The sequence below is a fragment of the Enterobacter cloacae complex sp. ECL414 genome (assembly GCF_021869685.1).
Classification (GTDB): Bacteria; Pseudomonadota; Gammaproteobacteria; order Enterobacterales; family Enterobacteriaceae; genus Enterobacter; species Enterobacter kobei.
This window is the reverse complement of record NZ_CP091481.1, coordinates 4,078,243-4,098,677: the sequence shown is the minus strand read 5'-3', so window position 1 is coordinate 4,098,677 and position 20,435 is coordinate 4,078,243. Positions and strand designations below refer to the sequence as shown.

The following is a 20,435-nucleotide window of genomic DNA, read 5'->3' as shown; positions in this document are numbered from 1 at the left end:
CGTTGAGCCGCCCTTTATCGTCATGCGAATTTTGCCGATGACTACAGGTTCCTCAGACACTGGTTCGGTCTGCTGCATCACGCGCACAGATAAGTTAATCGCAGCTAAAGTAGCTTACCTCAAAGCATTGCTCGGCCGTTTCCAGAGAGGAACTAACGCCGTATTACAAACGCAAACAAGAGATAATGGATGAAAGCTCAGATGTGGCCATGTGTATAGGTGGCAATTTGCGTACGCCATAATTTCCCCACCACATGGCCAATCCTTAGTGTCTTACTTCACCACTTCCATCAGCTTACCGAAGCTATCCACGACGTCATACTTCACGTTTTCTGGAGCAAACTTCTTGTTGATCTCATAGAAGAACTTACGGGCGCATCTAATCTTGGTGGCTTCAATAGGCCGTAAATCCAGTGACGACATCGACCCCTTGGTCTCAGCAACGAAATACGCATGCTTGACCGAGCCTTCTTTGAAGGAAATGGCCCAATCGGGGTTGTAATCACCGACAGGGGTTGGGATCAGAAAACCACGCGGCAACTTGGCATATACCACCACATCCTTGCTGGTATCCAGCTCTTCGACGAACTTGCGCTCAATCGCAGAGTCGGTAAGCACGTAGTCATAGATGTGATTTTGTAGTTTATTCCCGGCCTTACTCAAGTCCTGTTTGCTTTGACCTGTGGTAAAGATACCCAGATCAAACTTGTCCTCTAGCGTGTCATAAGCCAGATGCTCGATGATGACATTGGCTTTTTGTTCGTTGACCAAACGAATGGCTTCGGCAATGAAGCTTTCCGGGTTGCTCTTGAATTGTGCGAAAACGTCAGCATTGAGGCCTTTAAGAATTTCGGCAACGGCTCGTCTTGTAAGCAAAGTCCCCTCTGATAACTTGCCAATCAGATCGTACTGTACAGTGGAGTGGATTGAGGTGCTGTCCGATTCTGTTTCGGTAACTTTCAACTCGAAGGCATTACCCCTTTTGAGGTCATCGTAAGTTGCCGTATCAGCCTGCTCGCCACGGTGGATGGTGTATTGCAACGGTGTCACTCGCAACCCAGTATTCTTGTCATTGAGTGCCTTGATTGCATTGTTTACTAGCTCAACATCATCAAACAGCACGCTGTAGGTAGCCTTGCGATTTATTCGCCTCCATAGCGCCTTGAATTCCTGCTTTTCAAAGTTGGCGTTGGGCAGCAGTCTTTTGGGCTTGCGACCATCTTCTACCTGCATCAGTTGGCTTTCGCTGAATACGCTATCAATCAGTTGGAGTATCTGCTCTGTATAGGACTGTAGCTCTTCCGGCAATGCCACCAGCGTGCCGTCTTTCTTGGCTTGATGGTACTTCTCCGTGATATTGCGTTTTTTATCGACGTAGCCGTTCTGGATAAGATAAAACTCAATATCCGTGGCCTGTTCATCCGAGACCGTAATCGGGCCTTCGTTCGTGTTCAGCATCTTGCCCGTGAAGTAGGCCTTGTCCGCCACACGCGGACGAGCTGACAAGGACTCGCTAATGTCCTTCTGCAAGGCTGTTACGAAGTCCTTGTAACTTTCGCTGGCCACAACTGTCAGTACGTTAATGTCATGAACAATGGACGGGTGATCCATGCGATCACCGTTCTGATTGACGGACAAACGCAGGCCACGCCCGACCTCCTGGCGACGTGAAATGGTGTTATCACTATGCTTGAGCGTGCAGATAACAAACACGTTCGGGTTATCCCAACCCTCACGCAAGGCCGAGTGTGAGAAGATAAAACGCACCGGCTCAGCGAGTGATAATAGCCGTTCCTTGTCTTTGAGGATCAGATCATAAGCGTCTACGTCATCCGACAAGCCCGCATTTTCACCGCGTGCAGCGACCTTGGGATCGGTGAGGCGCTTGCTCTTCTTGTCGATGGAAAAGTAGCCGCTATGCGTCTTATCGGCCGCAATGTGGCGTAGATATTTAGCATAAGGGGCGTCCCCCTCCATAAATCCATTATCAAACGCTTCTTGAAGGTGCTTGGCGTACTCTTCTTCAAATATTTTTGCGTACTCGCCTTTTTCATCGGCAGCGGAGTAGTCCCGGTACCTGGCGACTTCGTCGATAAAGAACAACGAGAGAACCTTAACCCCTTTATCGAAAAGCTCCATCTCCTTGTCAAAGTGCGCCTTGATCGTCTCACGGATCTGAATACGGCGCAGCGCTATCTCGGAAATATCACCAGTCGCATCACCTACCGTCAGCTCTACGCCATTGGTAAAGCTCAAGGTGTCCGTATTGGCATTGATGTCCGATACCACAAACCCATCGCGGTATTGATCCAGTTCGTTCGATAGCACAAACAGATTGTCGCCCTTGCCCAGCTTGCGGGTGACGCGCTTGATGTTGCCACCACTGAGTTTCTGTTCGAACTCCACAACCGCGACTGGCGGTTTTTTGTTTGAGATTTCGATGGCTTGCAAATAGAGATAGGCGTTGGTTCCCGCCAGTCCCTTCACCGAAATCCCGCGAACCTCAATCTTCTTCACCAGCTTCTGGTTGTAGGCATCGAGCGCATCCAGGCGGTGGATCTTGTTGTGTGTGGTCTTGTGGGTAGCGGAATAGCGCAACACCATCAACGGTTTGAAATTCGCCAGAGAATCCAGCGTCTTGCCCCCCTCCATCCGCTGCGGCTCATCGAGGATCAAGATGGGGCGGTTTGCGCTGATCACATCGATCGGGCGGCGTGACTGAAAATCATCAAGCGCTTCATAGATGCGGCGGTTATCTTTGCCGGTGGCGTTAAACGCTTGTACGTTGATCACCATGACATTGATACCGGCATCGGAAGAAAAACTCTCAAGCTGGTGCAGCTGCTTAGAGTTGTAAATAAAGAAGCGCGCCTTCTTGTGGTAGGTCTCCTGAAAGTGCTCAGCCGTGATATCGAACGACTTGGCCACGCCCTCGCGGATGGCAATGCTCGGCACCACTATAACGAACTTGCTCCAACCGTACTGTTTGTTCAGCTCGAAGATTGTTTTGATGTAGCAGTAGGTCTTACCCGTACCTGTCTCCATCTCAATATCCAGGTTAAGCCCGGCAACCTTAGTTTTGACCAGGCTATCCGACAACGGCAGGTTTTGCTGGCGCTGCGCCAGTTGGATGTTCTCCTGCAAAGTATCCTCACTGAGGATTAGCTCAGCATTTTTGGCACTGTTGCAAAGTTAGCGATGAGGCAGCCTTTTGTCTTATTCAAAGGCCTTACATTTCAAAAACTCTGCTTACCAGGCGCATTTCGCCCAGGGGATCACCATAATAAAATGCTGAGGCCTGGCCTTTGCGTAGTGCACGCATCACCTCAATACCTTTGATGGTGGCGTAAGCCGTCTTCATGGATTTAAATCCCAGCGTGGCGCCGATTATCCGTTTCAGTTTGCCATGATCGCATTCAATCACGTTGTTCCGGTACTTAATCTGTCGGTGTTCAACGTCAGACGGGCACCGGCCTTCGCGTTTGAGCAGAGCAAGCGCGCGACCATAGGCGGGCGCTTTATCCGTGTTGATGAATCGCGGGATCTGCCACTTCTTCACGTTGTTGAGGATTTTACCCAGAAACCGGTATGCAGCTTTGCTGTTACGACGGGAGGAGAGATAAAAATCGACAGTGCGGCCCCGGCTGTCGACGGCCCGGTACAGATACGCCCAGCGGCCATTGACCTTCACGTAGGTTTCATCCATGTGCCACGGGCAAAGATCGGAAGGGTTACGCCAGTACCAGCGCAGCCGTTTTTCCATTTCAGGCGCATAACGCTGAACCCAGCGGTAAATCGTGGAGTGATCGACATTCACTCCGCGTTCAGCCAGCATCTCCTGCAGCTCACGGTAACTGATGCCGTATTTGCAGTACCAGCGTACGGCCCACAGAATGATGTCACGCTGAAAATGCCGGCCTTTGAATGGGTTCATGTGCAGCTCCATCAGCAAAAGGGGATGATAAGTTTATCACCACCGACTATTTGCAACAGTGCCTGGAAAGGTTACATTTCTAAAAATTATAACGCTGACCTGGGGACCGGGAATATGTATTCATTTATCGCACGCCAGCCTATTTTTGACACAAAAATGCAGACCGTCGCTTATGAGCTGCTTTTCAGGGACGGAATGAACAATGCCTTTCCCGATGTTTCACCAGAATACGCCACGTCCAGAATGATTTCTGACCAGTTTTTATGCATCCCTGTTCCCCGTATAGCCAACAATCACAGTTCTTTTATTAATGTGCCGCACCAGATGATCATTAACGGACTGGGCAATACGCTGCCGAATGAAAAAGTGGTCATCGAAATTCTGGAAAATGCAGTCCCGGATGATGCGCTTTTCTGTGCCGTAAAGGATATGCACGACAGGGGTTACCAGCTTGCGCTCGATGATTTCACGATGGATGATGAATGGGACCGCTTTATGCAGTATATTTCTGTCATCAAATTTGATGTCAGAGACAATGACTATGAAGATATCCGGCAATATATCCACAGAAAAAGTCAGCTTCTGCAGGGCATAAAATTCCTTGCTGAAAAAGTGGAAACAAGGGACGAGTTTGAGCTTTACAGCCGGGCGGGTTTCGCGCTTTTCCAGGGATTTTTCTTCAGTCGCCCGGAAATCCTCAGAAATAAATGCCTTTCCCAGAACCCCCTGCCACTCTCCAGGCTGATGATGGAGGTGAACAGGGAAAACCCGGACTTTGCCGCGGTCGAACGTCTGCTTAAAACCGATCTGACGCTGTCATATAAAATCATGCGCTACGTCAGAAACATGCTGTTTAAATCACATGGCATAATTCAGGCGGACAATCTTACCCTGAAAGAAATGCTGATGTATCTGGGGGGCAAAGAACTCCGGCGGTTTGTTGCGGTGGCCGCCCTTTCAAATATGGGGCGTTCCGGCATCAGTGAACTTTATCATCTGAGCATGGTTCGCGGAAAATTCTGCGAATTAATTGCCGGAAAAATAAATAATGTTTCATTATCCTATAACGCATTTATATGCGGTCTGTTTTCATTGCTGGATGTCATTCTTGAACTCCCCATGGACGATTTAATTAAACAGATTTCAATCCCGCAAAACGTAACTGCCGCGCTTTGTGAACATAAAGGTGAACTTTTTGACATACTGACCCTGTCGTTATGTTATGAGAAACTTAACTGGGAGGAAACCGCGAAAATATGTAATACCCTCAATATCAGCGAGTTCACTGTTATAGAAACCATGCAGGCCGCAACAAAATGGGCGGACGAGCTCGCCGTCTGTTAAGGATATTTATCACAAGACAGGTAATGACTCCAACTTATTGATAGTGTTTTATGTTCAGATAATGCCCGATGACTTTGTCATGCAGCTCCACCGATTTTGAGAACGACAGCGACTTCCGTCCCAGCCGTGCCAGGTGCTGCCTCAGATTCAGGTTATGCCGCTCAATTCGCTGCGTATATCGCTTGCTGATTACGTGCAGCTTTCCCTTCAGGCGGGATTCATACAGCGGCCAGCCATCCGTCATCCATATCACCACGTCAAAGGGTGACAGCAGGCTCATAAGACGCCCCAGCGTCGCCATAGTGCGTTCACCGAATACGTGCGCAACAACCGTCTTCCGGAGCCTGTCATACGCGTAAAACAGCCAGCGCTGGCGCGATTTAGCCCCGACGTATCCCCACTGTTCGTCCATTTCCGCGCAGACGATGACGTCACTGCCCGGCTGTATGCGCGAGGTTACCGACTGCGGCCTGAGTTTTTTAAATGGCGGAAAATCGTGTTGAGGCCAACGCCCATAATGCGGGCGGTTGCCCGGCATCCAACGCCATTCATGGCCATATCAATGATTTTCTGGTGCGTACCGGGTTGAGAAGCGGTGTAAGTGAACTGCAGTTGCCATGTTTTACGGCAGTGAGAGCAGAGATAGCGCTGATGTCCGGCAGTGCTTTTGCCGTTACGCACCACCCCGTCAGTAGCTGAACAGGAGGGACAGCTGATAGAAACAGAAGCCACTGGAGCACCTCAAAAACACCATCATACACTAAATCAGTAAGTTGGCAGCATCACCGCCACCGAGTTAGAGTTTTTCCAGTATCGATTTTCCGATTCGTTTGGGGGTAACCCACCGTTATATTCGTGCGGTCTTAGTGCGCTGTAATATCCAACGATATAATCCGTTATGGCGTGAGCTGCCTCGCTGAAGCTTACGTAACCCACCACCGGTATCCATTCGTTCTTCAGACTTCTGAAGAAGCGTTCCATTGGGCTGTTATCCCAGCAATTTCCGCGCCGGCTCATACTCTGCCTGATCTGGTATCGCCACAATAACTGCCGGAACTGCCTGCTCGTATAATGACTGCCCTGATCGCTGTGGAACATCACCCCGCCGGGCTTACCACGGGTTTCCCATGCCATTTCCAGCGCTTTCATGGTGAGCCTGCTGTCCGGCGAGAACGACATGGCCCAGCCCACTGGTTTTCTTGCGAACAGGTCGAGAACAACGGCGAGGTACGCCCAGCGCTTACCCGTCCAGATATAGGTCACATCACCGCACCACACCTGATTTGGCTCGGTCACGGCGAACTGCCGTTCAAGGTAGTTAGGGATAGCAACATGTTCATGACCACCACGTTTATACCGGTGAGTCGGCTGCTGACAGCTGACCAGCCCCAGCTCTTTCATGAGCCTGCCAGCAAGCCAGCGTCCCATCTGGTAGCCTCTCCGGGTTGCCATTGTGGCGATGCTTCTTGCTCCGGCCGAACCGTGGCTGATGCCATGTAGCTCAAGTACCTGACTGCGTAATACAGCCCGTCTGCCGTCTGGTTTTTCAGGACGGTTTTTCCAGTATCTGTAGCTGCTGCGATGAACCCCGAACACATGGCAGAGTGTGACCACAGGATAATGCGCTCTGAGTTTCCCGATTATCGAGAACTGTTCAGGGAGTCTGACATCAAGAGCGCGGTAGCCTTTTTTAATATTTCATTCTCCATTTCAATGCGTTGTAGCTTTTTCCTCAGCTCACGTATTTCGATTTGTTCTGGTGTTATCGGAGAGGCTTTTGGTGTTTTGCCCTGACGCTCATCACGCAGTTGTTTGACCCATCTTGTCATTGTGGAAAGGCCAACATCCATAGCTTTGGCGGCATCTGCCACCGTGTAGTTCTGGTCAACAACCAGTTGAGCGGATTCGCGTTTAAACTCTGCGCTGAAATTTCTTTTTTTCATTGGAGCACCTGTGTTGTTCTGAGGTGAGCATATCACCTCTGTTCAGGTGGCCAAATTCAGTGTGCCACTTCAATCTTCAGGGGTTTTGAGATTTTTGGCCAGTTCGTTAGCCAGAGCCTGCAATTGTTTGTCGTCCATAATTTAACCTTCATTTGATGTTGAATTGAACATATCAAAATCAGGCAATTACACAAATATATGTACAGGCTCGCACCTGGGCTTGCCTGACTGACCGCAGGCCGGCGACGACAAGGTGGAAAAGTTCGGCGTGTGGCTCTGGCGGCAACGATCCCGCGAAGGGCGGACGGTGCTTGAGCTGTTGAACGTAAGCATGCGGGCAAACCATCTTGCGCGACTATGCCGGATGCCACCTATGCGGCAGCAGCTCTGCAATCTCACTAGCTCGCTGCGTCGGCAACCGTCTCAGCACATCCTTGAGATAGGCATACGGATCGTGCCCATTATTACGGGCCGACTGGATCAAACTCATGATCGCAGCAGCGCGCTTGAGCATGCGAACCCGCGCCGAGCATTTGAGAAGGCAACGGGATGAACGCTGGCTGGATAGCCGTGGTTTTCTGGGTAAGCAGGCGAATCCATTTGTGGACGAGGTTGGCATTGAGGCTGTAGCCCAAGGCGATGTTTGCGATGGAGGCACCGGGTTCAGAACACTCCTGAATGACCTGGGCCTTGAAAGATTTGCTGTAGGTACGGCGCTGAGGGCGCATGGAAAATCCGCTTGATGGGCCATGGCCTTCGGCGGCGGTGTCGGGAAGGTGTGTTGGCCGGACGGATACTGTTGAACTACGTTGTCTGGGGCAACGGAAGTGTTTCGGCCCGACTCTGGAACGCGATCCGCAGCGACGACTGGGCAATTCCGCACGTTGGCCTGAGCAGCCTCGGGGAAATCGTCGTCTGGGCGCGCCCAGACGAGTTTCCGCCAAGGAACATGCAGACAAGCAAGGGGCTGCGGGCACTCGGCTACAACGTGAGGATCGGTGTTTGATCGAGGCACCTGTGGCACACGCAGGCTGAGGAGCCAGGCGCTGTCCATTGCCTGATCAGGCCGCCCCCCTGTGCCTTGCCTGAGCAGTTGACCTGCATCAATGGGGCGGGAGAACGCTGCACATTGACTCTTGACTCTTGAAGTTTTTCATAGTAGGCCTAGTATTACAAAGTATTGCAAGGATTTCCTTGGCCGGAACCGCAAAGCGACGCGATTGGAGAGGGTGAGATGAAAGCGCACCTACAGGTGATTTTCACGCTCGATGAATTGGCTGCGTACTTGAAAGTCGGCAAGCGGACGCTTTATCGGCTCGCCGCACACGGGGAAATTCCGGCTTTCAAGGTGGGCGGGACGTGGCGGCTTCGTCAAAGTGAAATCGATCAGTGCATCAATGATCAGACCCGAGCCGGAGCAAAGAAGGAGGTGATGCGCAAGCGTGAACAGCAGAAGTCATCCGAGCAGCCCGTGTCGCCTGGGCGCACTGCCCGTCGCAGCAGGCAAAGGGCTTGAGTAACTCGTTTTCCAATTTTTCTGGAGGTATGACATGGACATCGATTTCAAGAAGTTGGCTCCCTGGAACTGGTTCAAGAACGAGCAGCAAGAGCAGCAGACCGCCTCTTCCCTGCCGGTGCAGCGCAATGACCTGCCAGCGGCGAGCGGGCCAGTCAGCCCGATCCTGCAACTGCATCGGGAAATCGACCGGCTGTTCGATGACGCATTCCGGGGCTTCGGTTTTCCGGCGTTGAACATGCCGCAGTGGCCATCCGATTGGTCGGGCATGCTGAAGCCGGCCCTGGACATCCAGGAAACCGACAAGCAGTACAAGATTGCCCTGGAAGTGCCCGGTGTCGAGGAGAAGGACATCCAGATCACCCTCGACAACGACGTGCTGATGGTGCGTGGCGAGAAGCGCCAGGAACAGGAGAAGAAGGAAGGTGGCTTCCACCGTGTGGAGCGCTCCTACGGCAGCTTTCAGCGTGCCTTGAACCTGCCTGACGACGCCAACCAGGATTCGATCAAGGCATCGTTCAAGAACGGGGTGCTCACGGTCACGATCGACAAGCGCGAGGTCAGTGCGCCGAAGCAGGGACGCTCGATCCCGATCAACGGCTGACGTCGCCGGCTCGTTCGTCACAAGAAAAACCCGGCCCGAGACGAGGTGTCGCGGCTCGCGATGCCTCGTCGCCTAAACCTTTTCAACCTTCTAAGGAGCATCAGCATGGCCAGAAAACAATGCCAGGTCTGCGGCCAACCCGCCACCGTGCGGGTGGAAGCCAATCTCAACGGTCGTCACAGCACCATGCTGTTGTGCGACGACCATTACCGGCAATTAGTGCGCCAGCAAAAGCGCACCGTTTCGCCGCTGGAAGCCTTGTTCGGTTCGCGCAGCGGCCTGTTCGAGGACTTCCTCGGCAGTGACTTCTTCCGCATCGGCGACGACGCGACGCCAGTTGCCGCCGATACCGATGACGTGGTCGATGCCTCGTTTGGCGAGCCCGCCGCCGCAGGTTCGGGTGCACCGCGCCGTCGCGGCAGTGGGCTGGCCAGCCGCATCAGCGAACAGTCGGAAGCCTTGTTGCAGGAGGCCGCCAAACACGCTGCCGAATTTGGCCGCTCCGAGGTGGATACCGAACATCTGCTGCTGGCGCTGGCCGACAGCGACGTGGTCAAGACCATCCTGGGTCAGTTCAAGATCAAGGTCGATGACCTCAAGCGGCAGATCGAGTCTGAGGCCAAGCGCGGGGACAAGCCCTTCGAGGGCGAGATCGGCGTGTCGCCGCGCGTGAAGGATGCGCTCAGCCGCGCCTTCGTGGCCTCCAATGAACTCGGCCATTCTTATGTCGGTCCAGAGCATTTCCTGATCGGTCTGGCCGAGGAAGGCGAAGGGCTGGCCGCCAACCTGCTGCGCCGCTACGGCCTGACGCCGCAGGCGCTGCGCCAACAGGTCAGCAAGGTGGTCGGCAAGGGCGCCGAGGATGGACGCGCAGAGACGCCGACCAACACGCCAGAACTCGACAAGTACTCGCGCGACCTGACCAAGATGGCGCGCGACGGCAAGCTCGACCCGGTGATCGGCCGCGCGCAGGAGATCGAAACCACCATCGAGGTGCTGGCCCGGCGCAAGAAGAACAACCCGGTGCTGATCGGCGAGCCGGGTGTGGGCAAGACCGCCATCGTCGAAGGGCTGGCGCAGCGCATGGTGGCGGGTGAAGTGCCCGAGACCTTGCGCGACAAGCGCCTGGTGGAACTCAACATCAACGCCATGGTGGCCGGCGCCAAATATCGCGGCGAGTTCGAGGAGCGCGTGCAGAAGGTGCTGAAGGAGGTGACCGAGCACCAGGGCGAGCTGATTTTGTTCATCGACGAGGTGCACACCATCGTCGGTGCCGGCCAGGGCGGTGGCGAAGGCGGGCTGGACGTGGCCAACGTGTTCAAACCGATGATGGCGCGCGGTGAACTCAACCTAATCGGCGCCACGACGCTGAACGAGTACCAGAAATACATCGAGAAGGATGCCGCACTGGAGCGGCGCTTCCAGCCGGTGACGGTGCCCGAGCCGACGGTGGCCCAGGCCATCATGATTCTGCGCGGCCTGCGCGACACCTTCGAGGCGCACCACAAGGTCAGCATCTCCGAGGACGCGATCATCGCGGCGGCCGAGTTGTCCGACCGCTACATCACGGCGCGCTTCCTGCCGGACAAGGCGATCGACCTGCTCGACCAGGCGGCCGCGCGCGTCAAGCTGTCGGCCACGGCCCGGCCGGTGGCCGTGCAGGAGCTGGAGTCCGAACTGCACCAGCTGCGGCGTGAACAGGATTACGTGGCCGCGCGCAAGCAGTACGACCAGGCCGCCGAGCTCGGCAAGCGCATCGAAGCCAAGGAGGCCGAGCTCAAGAAGCTCGTCGAGAACTGGGAGCGGGAGCGGGCCTCCGGCAGTGCCGAGGTCAAGGCGGAACACGTGGCGCAGATCGTCTCGCGCCTGACCGGCATCCCGGTCAACGAGTTGACGGTGGAAGAGCGCGAAAAGCTGCTGCACTTGGAACAACGGCTGCACGAGCGCCTGGTGGGACAAGACGAGGCGGTCCGTGCCGTGGCCGATGCCGTGCGGCTGTCCCGCGCCGGCCTGCGCGAAGGCAGCAAACCGGTGGCTACCTTCCTGTTTCTGGGCCCGACCGGGGTGGGCAAGACCGAGCTCGCCAAGGCATTGGCCGAATCGATCTACGGCGATGAGCACGCCCTGTTGCGCATCGACATGTCGGAATATGGCGAACGCCATACCGTGGCGCGGCTGGTGGGCGCGCCTCCGGGCTATGTCGGTTACGACGAAGGCGGTCAGCTCACCGAGAAGGTGCGGCGCAAGCCCTACAGCGTGCTGCTGCTCGACGAGATCGAGAAGGCACACCCTGACGTCTACAACATCCTGCTGCAAGTGTTCGACGACGGTCGCCTCACCGACGGCAAGGGCCGGGTGGTGGATTTCACCAACACCATCATCATCGCCACGTCCAACCTGGGTTCGGACATCATCCAGCGACGGCTGAAGGCGCGTGGGGCGGCCGACGAGGAGTACGAAAAGACCAAGGCCGAGGTCATGGACGTGCTGCGCGGCCACTTCCGGCCCGAGTTCCTCAACCGCATCGACGAGATCATCGTCTTCCATGCGCTGGGCAAGGAGGAGATCCGCCACATCGTCGGCCTGCAGCTCGATCGCGTGGCGCGCAGCGCCGCCAGCCAGGGCGTGACGCTCACTTTCGATCAGACGCTGATCGACCATTTCGCGGAAGAAGGCTACAAACCCGAGTTCGGTGCGCGTGAACTCAAGCGCCTGATCCGCAGCGAGCTGGAAACTGCGCTGGCGCGCGAGATGCTCGGTGGCAGCATCGGCAAGGGCGATCACGCCAGCGCACGCTGGGACGACAAGGCCGAACGCGTGGTGTTCGAACGCAAAGAGCTACCGCAGACCCCGGCCGAGCCGGAGCAGCCGGATGTCGCGAAGGCGACCGAGACGCCGCACGGCGACGCTGGCAAAGGCTCGCGCAAGAAGAAGTCGGCGAGCGACGCATCGTGATGGGCGTGTTCGAGCACGCCTACCGGATTCTCGACATCAACCGCGCGGTGCTGGAGCGCTGTGCGCGCGAGCTGCTGGCGCGGGAAACGCTCGACGAAAGCGATATCCGTCAATTGACTCAAGGACTTGTTCGGAACTGAAAACAGTAGTAGGTGCCATTCAGAGTAAACCGACGGCTCTGTTCAGTGCGTCATCCAATTCGTCGGCATTGTTCAAGGAGAACCGATATGTCTGCATTGACTCCGTGGGACCCCTTCCGGGAACTGGATGAATTGCAAAACCGCCTGGCGACGATGTTCGGATGAATACCCCAGCGACAGGGCGCCCGTACCGGCAACGAAGCCATGACCACGGCGGACTGGGCACCAATGGCGGACATCAGCGAGGATGAGAACGCATTCCTCCTCAAGCTGGATCTGCCGGAGGTCCCCAAGGATGCCGTGCGCGTCAGCGCGGAAAACGGTGTGCTCACCATCAGCGGCGAGCGCAAACTGGAAAAAGAGGAGCAGGGCAAGAAGTTCCACCGCATCGAACGTGCGTATGGCCGCTTTGTGCGCAGCTTTGTCTTGCCTGACAACGTTGATCCGACCAAGGTGACGGCTTCCATGAAAGACGGCGTGCTGGAAGTGCGGCTTGTCAAGGCCGAGCAAGCCAAACCGAAACAGATTGAAATCTCAGTCAACTAACTTCAACCAAGAGCCCAAGATCATGAATATCAAACAGCCACAATACACCTTCTCCGCACTTGCCCTGGCGGTCGTCGTCGGACTGAGCGGACCGGCTCTGGCCCAATCGGCGGCAGGTTCTAGCCCAGGTGCTGCAGCACCCTCTGCCGCATCCAAGGCGGCACAGCCACAGGTAGATGACAAGGCCGCCCGGGAAGCCGATAAAAAGCGTGCCGAGCTCACTCAAGACGCCATCACGGCGCTCACCAAGACCCAGGAGGCTTTGACCCTCCTTGATGCAAAGAAGACCAAGGAGGCGCTTGCTGCGCTGGAACTGGCCAGCGGAAAGCTGGAACTGGTATTGGCACGCGACGCCAAACTTGCTTTAGCGCCGGTCGATGTACGCGTCATCACCCACGATATCCACGCCAACGTGGAATCGGTAAAGAAAGCGGTCAAGTTGTCTCGGGAGTTGTTGGGTGATGGCGAGGTGCAAAAGGCCCGGCCCATCGTTGCCAATCTGGCCAGCGAAATCGTAATCCAAACCGACAACCTTCCGATGGCAACGTACCCGGCAGCGATCAAGTCGGCCGCACGGCTCATCGACAGCGGCGAGATCGACAACGCCAAAGCGGAACTCGTCCGAGCACTGAACACGCTGGTGGTGACCTCGGTCGCCTTTCCTCTGCCCGTGCTACGGGCCGAAGCCGCGATGGCAAAAGCTGAAAAGCTGGCCGAGACCGACAGGCGCGATGCCAAGCAGAACGAGGAGCTCAGCACCTTGCTGTCGTCCGTGCGCACGGAGATCGAGATGGCGCAGATCCTGGGTTATGGCAAGAAGGCGGACTTCAAACCCATCTTCGATCAGGTGAAGTCCATTGAGCAAAAGTCGGCTGGTGGCAAAAGCGGCAAGGGATGGTTCGACGAGTTGAAGACGCGCATCCAAAAGCTGTTTTGAGGTGATGAAGGGGCTGACTGCTCTGCCGGTCAGTCTCGCAATGTTCGCATTCAGCCCCAATAGATTCGCCTATTTTCACTATCTCATACGAGGCATATCACCATGAATGAGCAAACACCGAATCCCAATGCGACGAACGAAGGAATAAACGAACAGGCCGCGGTAAGCAGCCTTCCTGTCAGTCCAGAGTCCAAGCCTGAAGTCGTCACGGAGGTACAGCCTGAGGTTCAGAAAGAAACGGACTCACAGGCGGCAGACAAACGTAAACAAGTCCTCGATGAGGCAGTCTCGGCCTTGTCGCTGACCAAATCAGCGCTGGCCGCACTTGACGGCAAGGACACTGCACGCGCATTGGCAACGCTGGCCGAAGTGACGGGAAAGCTGGAGCTGATCGTCGCGCGCGAACCCACGCTCGCCCTGGCCGGCGTTGATGTGCGCACCATCGTGCACGACTTGTTCGCCAACACGGAAACCATTGAGGCGATGACCGACGAGGCGCTGGATGCCCTCAAACATGGCGAGGTGCAACAGGCTCGCCACGTGCTGGCTTTGCTGGCCAGTGAAATCGTGATCACGGTCACCAACATCCCTTTGGCGTCCTATCCCGCAGCCGTGAAGGCAGTCGTGCCGCTGATCGATCAGGGCAAGATCGAAGAAGCCAAAGCCGCGCTGCAGTCAGCGCTCAGCACGCTGGTCGAGGAGCGCAGCGTGCTTCCGCTGCCCGTCCTGCGTGCGAAGCTGCTCCTGAAGCGCGCCGAGCCCCTGGTAGAAGATGGTCAGCGCAGCGAAGCATCCAATGAGCGCCTGGAGACATTGTTGAACGAAGCCCGGCAGCAGTTGGAAATGGCAGAACTGCTGGGCTATGGAAAAAGGAAGGACTTTGAGCCCCTGTACGCTGAACTCAAGAAAATCAAGGAAAAGACGGGAGGGGGAGGCTGCGGAAAAGGCTGGCTCGATGAAGTCAAGGCAAAACTGTCCAAGTTGTTCTGAAACCGCTGGAGAGGGGGCGCATAGCGCCCCCTCTCTTGTCCCATGAGTGTTTGATTTTTTATTTTGTATAGATCTTTAGGAGATATTGCATGAACACAGACACCATCGCCAATTCCAATGCGGATGACCCCACCAAAGCACTGTGTTCGCTGAGCCAAAATTGGTGGCTTTTTGTGCTGCGCGGTGTCTTGGCATTGATTTTTGCAGCCCTCGCGTTCTGGATGCCACAATCGGCTCTGTTGGCCATGACCATCATGTTCGGCGCATTTTCCTTGGTCAATGGCGCGTTCAACTTGTTTGCAGCGGTGCGCCATATCCAGAAAAAAGAGCGCTGGGGCTGGTTGCTGTTCAGCGGCATTGTCGGCATACTTACGGGCGTCGTCGTCCTGGTTGCTCCTTGGGTCGCCACGATAGTCTTGGCTTCTTTTTTATGGGCTAGCGTGGGCTTCTGGGCGATTTTCACCGGTGTGCTGGAGATATCCGCCGCCGTTCGGCTGCGTCGGGAAATCAAGGGTGAAATCTGGCTTGCCCTCAGTGGACTGCTCTCGATTATCCTTGGTGCTATCGTCTTGTGGATATTTTTTACCCGTCCGGTCGAGTCATTCGTGGCCGCAGGCTGGCTGTTGGGTTTCCATGCGGCAGTCTATGGCGTCACGCTTTTGTTCTTGAGTTGGAGTCTTCGCAAAACGCGCCTGGGGTAAGAGCGTGCCAAACCAAAATCTATGGATATGAGCATCCTCGATTCATGCCTCCGTAGAAATGACATCGAAGGAGTCATACATGCAGATACAATATAGCTATCGAGCTATCGACAAAGAGTTTCATGAACCTTGGCAGAGAGCTTTGGGAAATGTGATCGAGCACGCCCTCAAGCCATTGCTCGACAAACACACTAAAGATTCAGCGCGACTTCAAATCGTCCTTGATCGCGACAAGATCAAGCGGCAATTTCTGGCCAGTGGCTATATGCACCTGCCCGGCAAAAAGATTGTCAGCGTTACTGCATCACATAACGAGCTGACGCCCCTCGCGCAGATGCTCGCACAGTCGTTGTTCCGTCAGGCCAAGAAGCATTTTGACCGACTGCATGCTCAGGATCAAATCAAGCGCAAAGCACGACGCGAGCGCTTGCGCGAGCTCAAGGTGCGGATTGCCGCAAAACCCGCATCAGCCGCCCATGAGGCCGAGGTGACCCGAATGCCTCTACTGTCGAAACTTGAGGCTGTCGCAAGGCGTGAGCTGGCTTATCTGCGGGCCGTCGGCGATTTACTGCGCGATTATCCGACGCTGCGCGACGTGGTGGATGAAGCGATTGTCCGAGCTAAGGTGGAATGGCAATCCGTGCCGGGGGAAAAAGAGGCTTACACCGGTCTTTTGAAGCATCTGTTCGCCGTCCTGGATAACGAAGTGGCAAGCAGCCGGCAATTTGGCGAATCCGTTTCTCTGGACGCGCCGGTCGAACCGGATGCCCAAGACGTGGCCGAGGCCATGGTGGAAGAGGAAATCTTCGAATTTTATCAGCACGATGACACACTCAAGCTGGCCGATATTTTCGCTGGCAGTCAGCATCCCGATGTCGCAACGATCGCGGAACAGGAGGAGCTGATTGATCGGTCGAGCGAGTTCGCTTTTGCATTTGACCTGCTGAAGGACATGCCGCGTTTGTGGCGGCGCATTTTTCTGCTTATCCGTGTGGACGGGCTGAATGCCAGCAGCGTCTCTGAAATCCTGCTGATTCCTAGTAAGGAAGATGCTGCCCGAAGGTGGCTCATGCAGGCCGAAGCATTCATCGCTGCTCATCTGGAAGAGGCCGGAGTAAGCAAAAACGGGAACGATTGGCTCCAAGGCGTTGATTGGTCGGCATTGTCTGTGACCCGAAGCGAGGCAGCCTCACTGTGGTCCAAGGAGGCGAACCATGAAGAATGATCTTCATCTCGTCTGCCCGCATTGCCAGTCCATCAACCGCGTACCGACTGCGAAGCTATCGGAACATCCCAACTGTGGCCGCTGCCAGCAGCCCTTGTTCACGGGCGAGCCCATCGAGTTGACCACGGCGACGTTCTCGCGCCACGTGGAGCGCAGCGATCTGCCGCTGCTGGTCGATTTCTGGGCGCCATGGTGCGGGCCGTGCAAGATGATGGCGCCACAGTTCCAGCAAGCGGCGCACCAGCTCGAACCGAGGATCCGGCTGGCGAAGGTGAATACCGAGGCTGAGCCCCACCTGGCCGCGCAGTTCGGTATCCGCAGCATCCCGACGCTCGCCCTGTTCCAGGGTGGGCGGGAGATCGCCCGTCAGGCCGGCGTGATGGGCGCGCAGGACATCGTGCGCTGGACGTCGACGCAAGTGGGACGCTGACCGATGCAGGGCTTGCTCGGCACTACGCTAATCCTGCTGGCGGCTTGCAGCCTGGCGGCGATGGCGACAGCGGCGTTCAGAGTGCCCGCCTTGCTGGGGTATCTCTCTGTCGGCGTTGTACTGGGCCCCTCAGTCATCGGCATGATCGCGCCGGGGGAGACGCTGAGCTTTCTGTCCGAGCTGGGCGTGGCGCTGCTGTTGTTCATGGTCGGACTGGAATTCTCCCTCGGAGACTTCTGGCTCGCCCGCAGGACGGTGCTGATGGCGGGCGCTCTGCAGATGATCGCCGTGGCCCCGCCGCTGATCCTGCTATTGATGTGGCTGGGGCAGCCCGGCCAGAGCGCCGCGCTGCTCGGCACTGCGGCGGCCATGTCGTCCACGGCGCTGGTCAGCCGACAACTGGCCGACCAAGGCGAGCTCACCACCCGCCACGGACGCAGTGCCATCGCCGTGCTGGTCTTTCAGGACCTGGCCAGCGTGCCCCTGCTGGCCTTGCTGGCGATCTGGGCGCGCGGCGAGTCGCCGAAGATCGAGCATGTGCTGCTCGAAGTATTCGGTGTGCTGCTGCTGTTCGCAGCAGCGGCCCTCGCCTCGCGCCGTCTGTTGCATGGCCTGCTGGGCTGGGTGGCGCGGCGGGGCCACGAGGAATCGTTCGTGCTCGTCTCCTTGTGCGTGGTGGTGGCCGCCGCCGCCGCTGCGCACGCGGTCGGCGTATCTGCCGCCCTGGGGGCCTTCCTCGCCGGGATGGTGCTGGGCGAGAGCGACTTTCGGCACCACATGGAAAGCCACCTCAGGCCGTTTCGCGATGTGTTGTCGGGCGTGTTCTTCGTGACCATCGGCCTGCAACTGGACGCAGCACAGATTCTTTCGGCACCGCTGGCGGTGCTGGCGTGGCTGGTGGTGCTGGTACCGGTCAAGATCCTGCTCAATACGCTGGCCTTGCGGGCGACGCGCCTGTCCGCCCTCGATGCCTGGCGCACGGGCATAGCGTTGGGGCACGGCGGCGAGTTCGCCCTGCTGTTGTTGGGCACGGTCTTGCAGCAGCATCTGATCCCCGCGACCGTCGTCCAACCCATGCTGGTCGCGCTGGTGCTCAGCATGGCCCTGGCACCGCTACTGATCCGCCATCACGATGTACTTGCCCGGTTCTTGAGCCGCACCGGCGGCGTCATTCAGCCACCCCAGGCTGAAGAAGTCGAGATCGCCGCGCAGACGACGCGATATCGAGACCATGTCATCATTTGCGGCGCGGGCGAGCTTGGCCTGACAGTCAGCGAGATTCTTCGCCACGCCGGCGTGGCGCATCTGCTGCTGGAGGCGGACGCGCAGAAGGTCGAGGCCGCGCGTGCCGCCGGCGCGCCGGTGTTCCATGCCGATGCCAGTCGGCCCGATACCTTGCTGGCTGCCGGCTTGACGCATGCGCACTTGGTGGTGCTGACGTTCGCCCATGCCCAGCAAGCGTTGCGCATCGCCCAGGCGATTGCCGAGCACCGTCCGGCGCTGACCTTGTGGGTGTCATGCAGAAGTACGACCGCGGCCGATGCATTTCGCGCCATGCCCAACGTGCGCGTGTATCAGCAATCCTTTGCCGCAGCTATTGGGCTGGCGGAACAGGTGATGTCGACGCTTGGCATGTCGACCGAGCTGATTGAAGGACACATCAGCGCAATGCGCCGCCGTCTCGACAGCAGCCGTTTTCCAGGGAGTTCATCGTCATGAAATCAACACGCCTTAACCCATTTCAGGTCTTACGTGACCAATTGGCCATCATGAGTTTTTACGAGCGCTTCGAGCAGGTCGTCGCGCTCGTGCTGTCGGCGGTGATCGCCGTCATCATCGTGGTGTCGCTGTTCCAGCTCATCTCCATCGTCTTCACGCTGCTGGTTCTAGATGCCTTCAATCCCCTGGACCACGAGGTATTCCAGAGCGTGTTCGGCATGATCATGACGCTCTTGATCGCGATGGAGTTCAAGCATTCCATCGTGCGCGTGGCGCTGCGTCGGGACAGCATCATCCAGGTCAAGACGGTGGTCCTGATCGCGCTGATCGCACTCTCCCGCAAGTTCGTGATCCTCGACTCCGACGCGAGCCCCGCAAAGATAGCCGCGCTGGCAAGCGCCACGCTGGCTCTAGGTGCGACCTACTGGCTGCTGCGCAAGCGCGGCGACCGCGCCGCCGAGACCTCTGAGCATGACCCGTCATCATCCCAGTGATCCGCGCACGGCGCTCTTGCAACACCGCTGGCTCAACCGCCTGCAGACCGGGCTGTTGGTCCTGACCCTGGTCGGGATCGCAGCCGCAGCAGGGAGACTGCCGTTTGGGGAAGGCTGCCTGTGGCTCGCGCTGTTTGCCATTGCAGGTGCGTTGCTGCTGGAACCGGTAGCCGCGTCGGCGCTGAGCTTGCGCCTGTACCGCGTACGGGCCTTGCACCCGCAAGAAGCCCACAAGATGTGGGCCCTATTGCGCGAGCTGCCCGCCCGTGCCGGTTTGCCCGCCACGCCGGTGCCGCACTATGTGCCCAGTGCCGTCGTCAACGCCTTCGCCACCGGATCGAAGCAGGAGGCATCGATCGCCCTCACCGATGGCCTGCTGCGCAGCCTGAGCCCACGCGAGCTGGCGGGTGTGCTCGTGCACGAGGTCGCGCACATCGCTAATGAGGATCTGCGTGTCATGGGGCTGGCGGATTCCGACAGTCGCCTCACGAGCCTACTGGCCCTTATGGGACAGATCGCGATCCTGCTCAGCCTGCCCGCGCAGCTGGTTGGCGCGGCGGAGGTCTATTGGCCTGGTCTATTGTTATTGGCCGCATCGCCCCAGCTGGCCCTGCTCGCACAGCTCGGCTTGTCTCGCGTGCGTGAGTTCGACGCTGACCGCCTTGCGGCGGAACTGACTGGCGACCCGCAGGGGCTGGCGTCCGCGCTGGCGAAAATCGAGCGGGTCAGCCGCTCCTGGCGTGCCTGGCCATGGTCGGGATGGGGCAATCCCGAGCCCTCCTGCTTGCGCACGCGTCCGGCAACGCAAGAGCGCATCGCACGCCTGCTGACGTTGGCGCCTGGGCCAGCATCAGCGTTGCCACTCCGCGCGCCCCATTTTTTGCCGGAATCTGCTTTGGCGACGCGCCCACCGCGCTGGCGCCCGAGCGGGCTGTGGCGCTGATTGCCCATCAACAG

General features: G+C 57.1%; 18 protein-coding genes and 3 pseudogenes. 15 read left to right on the top strand and 6 right to left on the bottom strand.

What is annotated here, in order from left to right:
• Positions 1-273 precede the first annotated feature (273 nt).
• Positions 274-3,144 carry a type III restriction-modification system endonuclease gene (locus tag L3068_RS19690; protein ID WP_236904765.1) on the bottom strand — a complete coding sequence of 957 codons (2,871 nt, stop codon included), beginning with the start codon at positions 3,142-3,144 and terminating at the stop codon, positions 274-276.
• Between the two features lie 85 nt (positions 3,145-3,229).
• Entirely contained in the window at positions 3,230-3,934 is a 705-nt protein-coding gene (locus L3068_RS19685; RefSeq protein WP_001067855.1) for an IS6-like element IS26 family transposase, read from the bottom strand.
• Positions 3,935-4,048: 114 nt separating this feature from the next.
• Between L3068_RS19685 and L3068_RS19680 the strand changes: the two genes are divergently transcribed.
• The gene (locus L3068_RS19680; protein ID WP_117582393.1) at positions 4,049-5,278 is read left to right on the top strand and encodes an EAL and HDOD domain-containing protein; all 1,230 of its coding nucleotides are present in this window, start codon (positions 4,049-4,051) and stop codon (positions 5,276-5,278) included.
• 34 nt (positions 5,279-5,312) lie between these two features.
• Here the strand turns inward: L3068_RS19680 and L3068_RS19675 are convergent.
• From L3068_RS19675 to L3068_RS19660, 4 genes and pseudogenes are all read right to left on the bottom strand, one after another.
• Positions 5,313-6,010 (bottom strand): IS1-like element IS1B family transposase gene (locus L3068_RS19675; RefSeq protein ID WP_095033700.1). Its coding sequence is split into 2 segments (ribosomal slippage): positions 5,313-5,761 and positions 5,761-6,010, totalling 699 coding nucleotides; the frame shifts between segments, so codons are not numbered across the junction.
• 33 nt (positions 6,011-6,043) lie between these two features.
• Positions 6,044-7,221 (bottom strand): IS3-like element IS911 family transposase gene (locus L3068_RS19670; protein WP_236904764.1). Its coding sequence is split into 2 segments (ribosomal slippage): positions 6,044-6,972 and positions 6,972-7,221, totalling 1,179 coding nucleotides; the frame shifts between segments, so codons are not numbered across the junction.
• A gap of 355 nt (positions 7,222-7,576) precedes the next feature.
• Positions 7,577-7,741 (bottom strand): annotated as a pseudogene (locus L3068_RS19665) (transposase domain-containing protein); the annotation flags it as partial.
• Complete coding sequence (locus L3068_RS19660) at positions 7,686-7,949, bottom strand: transposase (RefSeq protein WP_001247776.1); 264 nt, start codon at positions 7,947-7,949, stop codon at positions 7,686-7,688. The gene L3068_RS19660 and the pseudogene L3068_RS19665, both read right to left, overlap by 56 nt.
• 14 nt (positions 7,950-7,963) lie before the next feature.
• On the opposite strand from L3068_RS19660, the gene L3068_RS19655 reads away from it, so the two are divergent.
• The 14 genes and pseudogenes from L3068_RS19655 (at position 7,964) to L3068_RS19590 (ending at position 20,421) form a co-directional block, all read left to right on the top strand.
• Positions 7,964-8,227, top strand: a complete 264-nt coding sequence (locus L3068_RS19655; protein ID WP_001295708.1) for a hypothetical protein — start codon at positions 7,964-7,966, stop codon at positions 8,225-8,227.
• A 228-nt stretch (positions 8,228-8,455) separates the two neighbouring features.
• Positions 8,456-8,737: a helix-turn-helix domain-containing protein gene (locus L3068_RS19650; protein ID WP_000643630.1), complete on the top strand. Its 282-nt coding sequence runs from the start codon at positions 8,456-8,458 to the stop codon at positions 8,735-8,737.
• 34 nt (positions 8,738-8,771) lie between these two features.
• Positions 8,772-9,341, top strand: coding sequence for a small heat shock protein sHSP20 (gene hsp20, locus L3068_RS19645; RefSeq protein WP_000350435.1), 570 nt, complete (start codon positions 8,772-8,774; stop codon positions 9,339-9,341).
• A gap of 105 nt (positions 9,342-9,446) precedes the next feature.
• Complete coding sequence (gene clpK / locus L3068_RS19640) at positions 9,447-12,296, top strand: heat shock survival AAA family ATPase ClpK (RefSeq protein WP_016154561.1); 2,850 nt, start codon at positions 9,447-9,449, stop codon at positions 12,294-12,296.
• Positions 12,212-12,436: pseudogene (locus L3068_RS25475) on the top strand (hypothetical protein); the annotation flags it as partial. The gene clpK and the pseudogene L3068_RS25475, both read left to right, overlap by 85 nt.
• Before the next feature lie 87 nt (positions 12,437-12,523).
• Positions 12,524-12,982 (top strand): annotated as a pseudogene (hsp20-GI, locus tag L3068_RS19630) (small heat shock protein sHSP20-GI).
• Positions 12,983-13,004: 22 nt separating this feature from the next.
• Positions 13,005-13,919 carry a heat resistance protein YfdX1 gene (gene yfdX1, locus L3068_RS19625; RefSeq protein WP_016154559.1) on the top strand — a complete coding sequence of 305 codons (915 nt, stop codon included), beginning with the start codon at positions 13,005-13,007 and terminating at the stop codon, positions 13,917-13,919.
• Between the two features lie 102 nt (positions 13,920-14,021).
• Positions 14,022-14,909 carry a heat resistance protein YfdX2 gene (gene yfdX2 / locus L3068_RS19620; RefSeq protein WP_016154558.1) on the top strand — a complete coding sequence of 296 codons (888 nt, stop codon included), beginning with the start codon at positions 14,022-14,024 and terminating at the stop codon, positions 14,907-14,909.
• A gap of 89 nt (positions 14,910-14,998) precedes the next feature.
• Positions 14,999-15,610 carry a heat resistance membrane protein HdeD-GI gene (gene hdeD-GI, locus L3068_RS19615; RefSeq protein WP_001090779.1) on the top strand — a complete coding sequence of 204 codons (612 nt, stop codon included), beginning with the start codon at positions 14,999-15,001 and terminating at the stop codon, positions 15,608-15,610.
• Positions 15,611-15,689: 79 nt separating this feature from the next.
• Positions 15,690-16,835 carry a hypothetical protein gene (locus tag L3068_RS19610; RefSeq protein WP_117582379.1) on the top strand — a complete coding sequence of 382 codons (1,146 nt, stop codon included), beginning with the start codon at positions 15,690-15,692 and terminating at the stop codon, positions 16,833-16,835.
• Positions 16,825-17,265, top strand: coding sequence for a heat resistance system thioredoxin Trx-GI (gene trx-GI, locus L3068_RS19605; protein WP_000786815.1), 441 nt, complete (start codon positions 16,825-16,827; stop codon positions 17,263-17,265). Before L3068_RS19610 ends, trx-GI begins: the two co-directional genes overlap by 11 nt.
• A 3-nt stretch (positions 17,266-17,268) precedes the next feature.
• A complete protein-coding gene (kefB-GI, locus tag L3068_RS19600; protein ID WP_117582378.1) occupies positions 17,269-18,984 on the top strand; it encodes a heat resistance system K+/H+ antiporter KefB-GI in 1,716 nt (571 codons plus the stop codon).
• Entirely contained in the window at positions 18,981-19,478 is a 498-nt protein-coding gene (psiE-GI, locus tag L3068_RS19595; RefSeq protein WP_016154556.1) for a heat resistance protein PsiE-GI, read from the top strand. Before kefB-GI ends, psiE-GI begins: the two co-directional genes overlap by 4 nt.
• A complete protein-coding gene (locus L3068_RS19590; RefSeq protein WP_016154555.1) occupies positions 19,456-20,421 on the top strand; it encodes a zinc metalloprotease HtpX in 966 nt (321 codons plus the stop codon). The genes psiE-GI and L3068_RS19590 overlap by 23 nt, the downstream gene beginning before the upstream one ends.
• The last annotated feature ends 14 nt before the right edge of the window (positions 20,422-20,435 follow it).

Bases quoted from the DNA above. Each gene is read 5' to 3' on its own strand.
- L3068_RS19685 (WP_001067855.1), bottom strand. From the start codon at position 3,934: ATGAACCCATTCAAAGGCCGGCATTTTCAGCGTGACATCATTCTGTGG.
- L3068_RS19680 (WP_117582393.1), top strand. From the start codon at position 4,049: ATGTATTCATTTATCGCACGCCAGCCTATTTTTGACACAAAAATGCAG.
- L3068_RS19660 (WP_001247776.1), bottom strand. From the start codon at position 7,949: ATGCGCCCTCAGCGCCGTACCTACAGCAAATCTTTCAAGGCCCAGGTC.
- L3068_RS19655 (WP_001295708.1), top strand. From the start codon at position 7,964: ATGGGCCATGGCCTTCGGCGGCGGTGTCGGGAAGGTGTGTTGGCCGGA.
- L3068_RS19650 (WP_000643630.1), top strand. From the start codon at position 8,456: ATGAAAGCGCACCTACAGGTGATTTTCACGCTCGATGAATTGGCTGCG.
- hsp20 (WP_000350435.1), top strand. From the start codon at position 8,772: ATGGACATCGATTTCAAGAAGTTGGCTCCCTGGAACTGGTTCAAGAAC.
- clpK (WP_016154561.1), top strand. From the start codon at position 9,447: ATGGCCAGAAAACAATGCCAGGTCTGCGGCCAACCCGCCACCGTGCGG.
- yfdX1 (WP_016154559.1), top strand. From the start codon at position 13,005: ATGAATATCAAACAGCCACAATACACCTTCTCCGCACTTGCCCTGGCG.
- yfdX2 (WP_016154558.1), top strand. From the start codon at position 14,022: ATGAATGAGCAAACACCGAATCCCAATGCGACGAACGAAGGAATAAAC.
- hdeD-GI (WP_001090779.1), top strand. From the start codon at position 14,999: ATGAACACAGACACCATCGCCAATTCCAATGCGGATGACCCCACCAAA.
- L3068_RS19610 (WP_117582379.1), top strand. From the start codon at position 15,690: ATGCAGATACAATATAGCTATCGAGCTATCGACAAAGAGTTTCATGAA.
- trx-GI (WP_000786815.1), top strand. From the start codon at position 16,825: ATGAAGAATGATCTTCATCTCGTCTGCCCGCATTGCCAGTCCATCAAC.
- kefB-GI (WP_117582378.1), top strand. From the start codon at position 17,269: ATGCAGGGCTTGCTCGGCACTACGCTAATCCTGCTGGCGGCTTGCAGC.
- psiE-GI (WP_016154556.1), top strand. From the start codon at position 18,981: ATGAAATCAACACGCCTTAACCCATTTCAGGTCTTACGTGACCAATTG.
- L3068_RS19590 (WP_016154555.1), top strand. From the start codon at position 19,456: ATGACCCGTCATCATCCCAGTGATCCGCGCACGGCGCTCTTGCAACAC.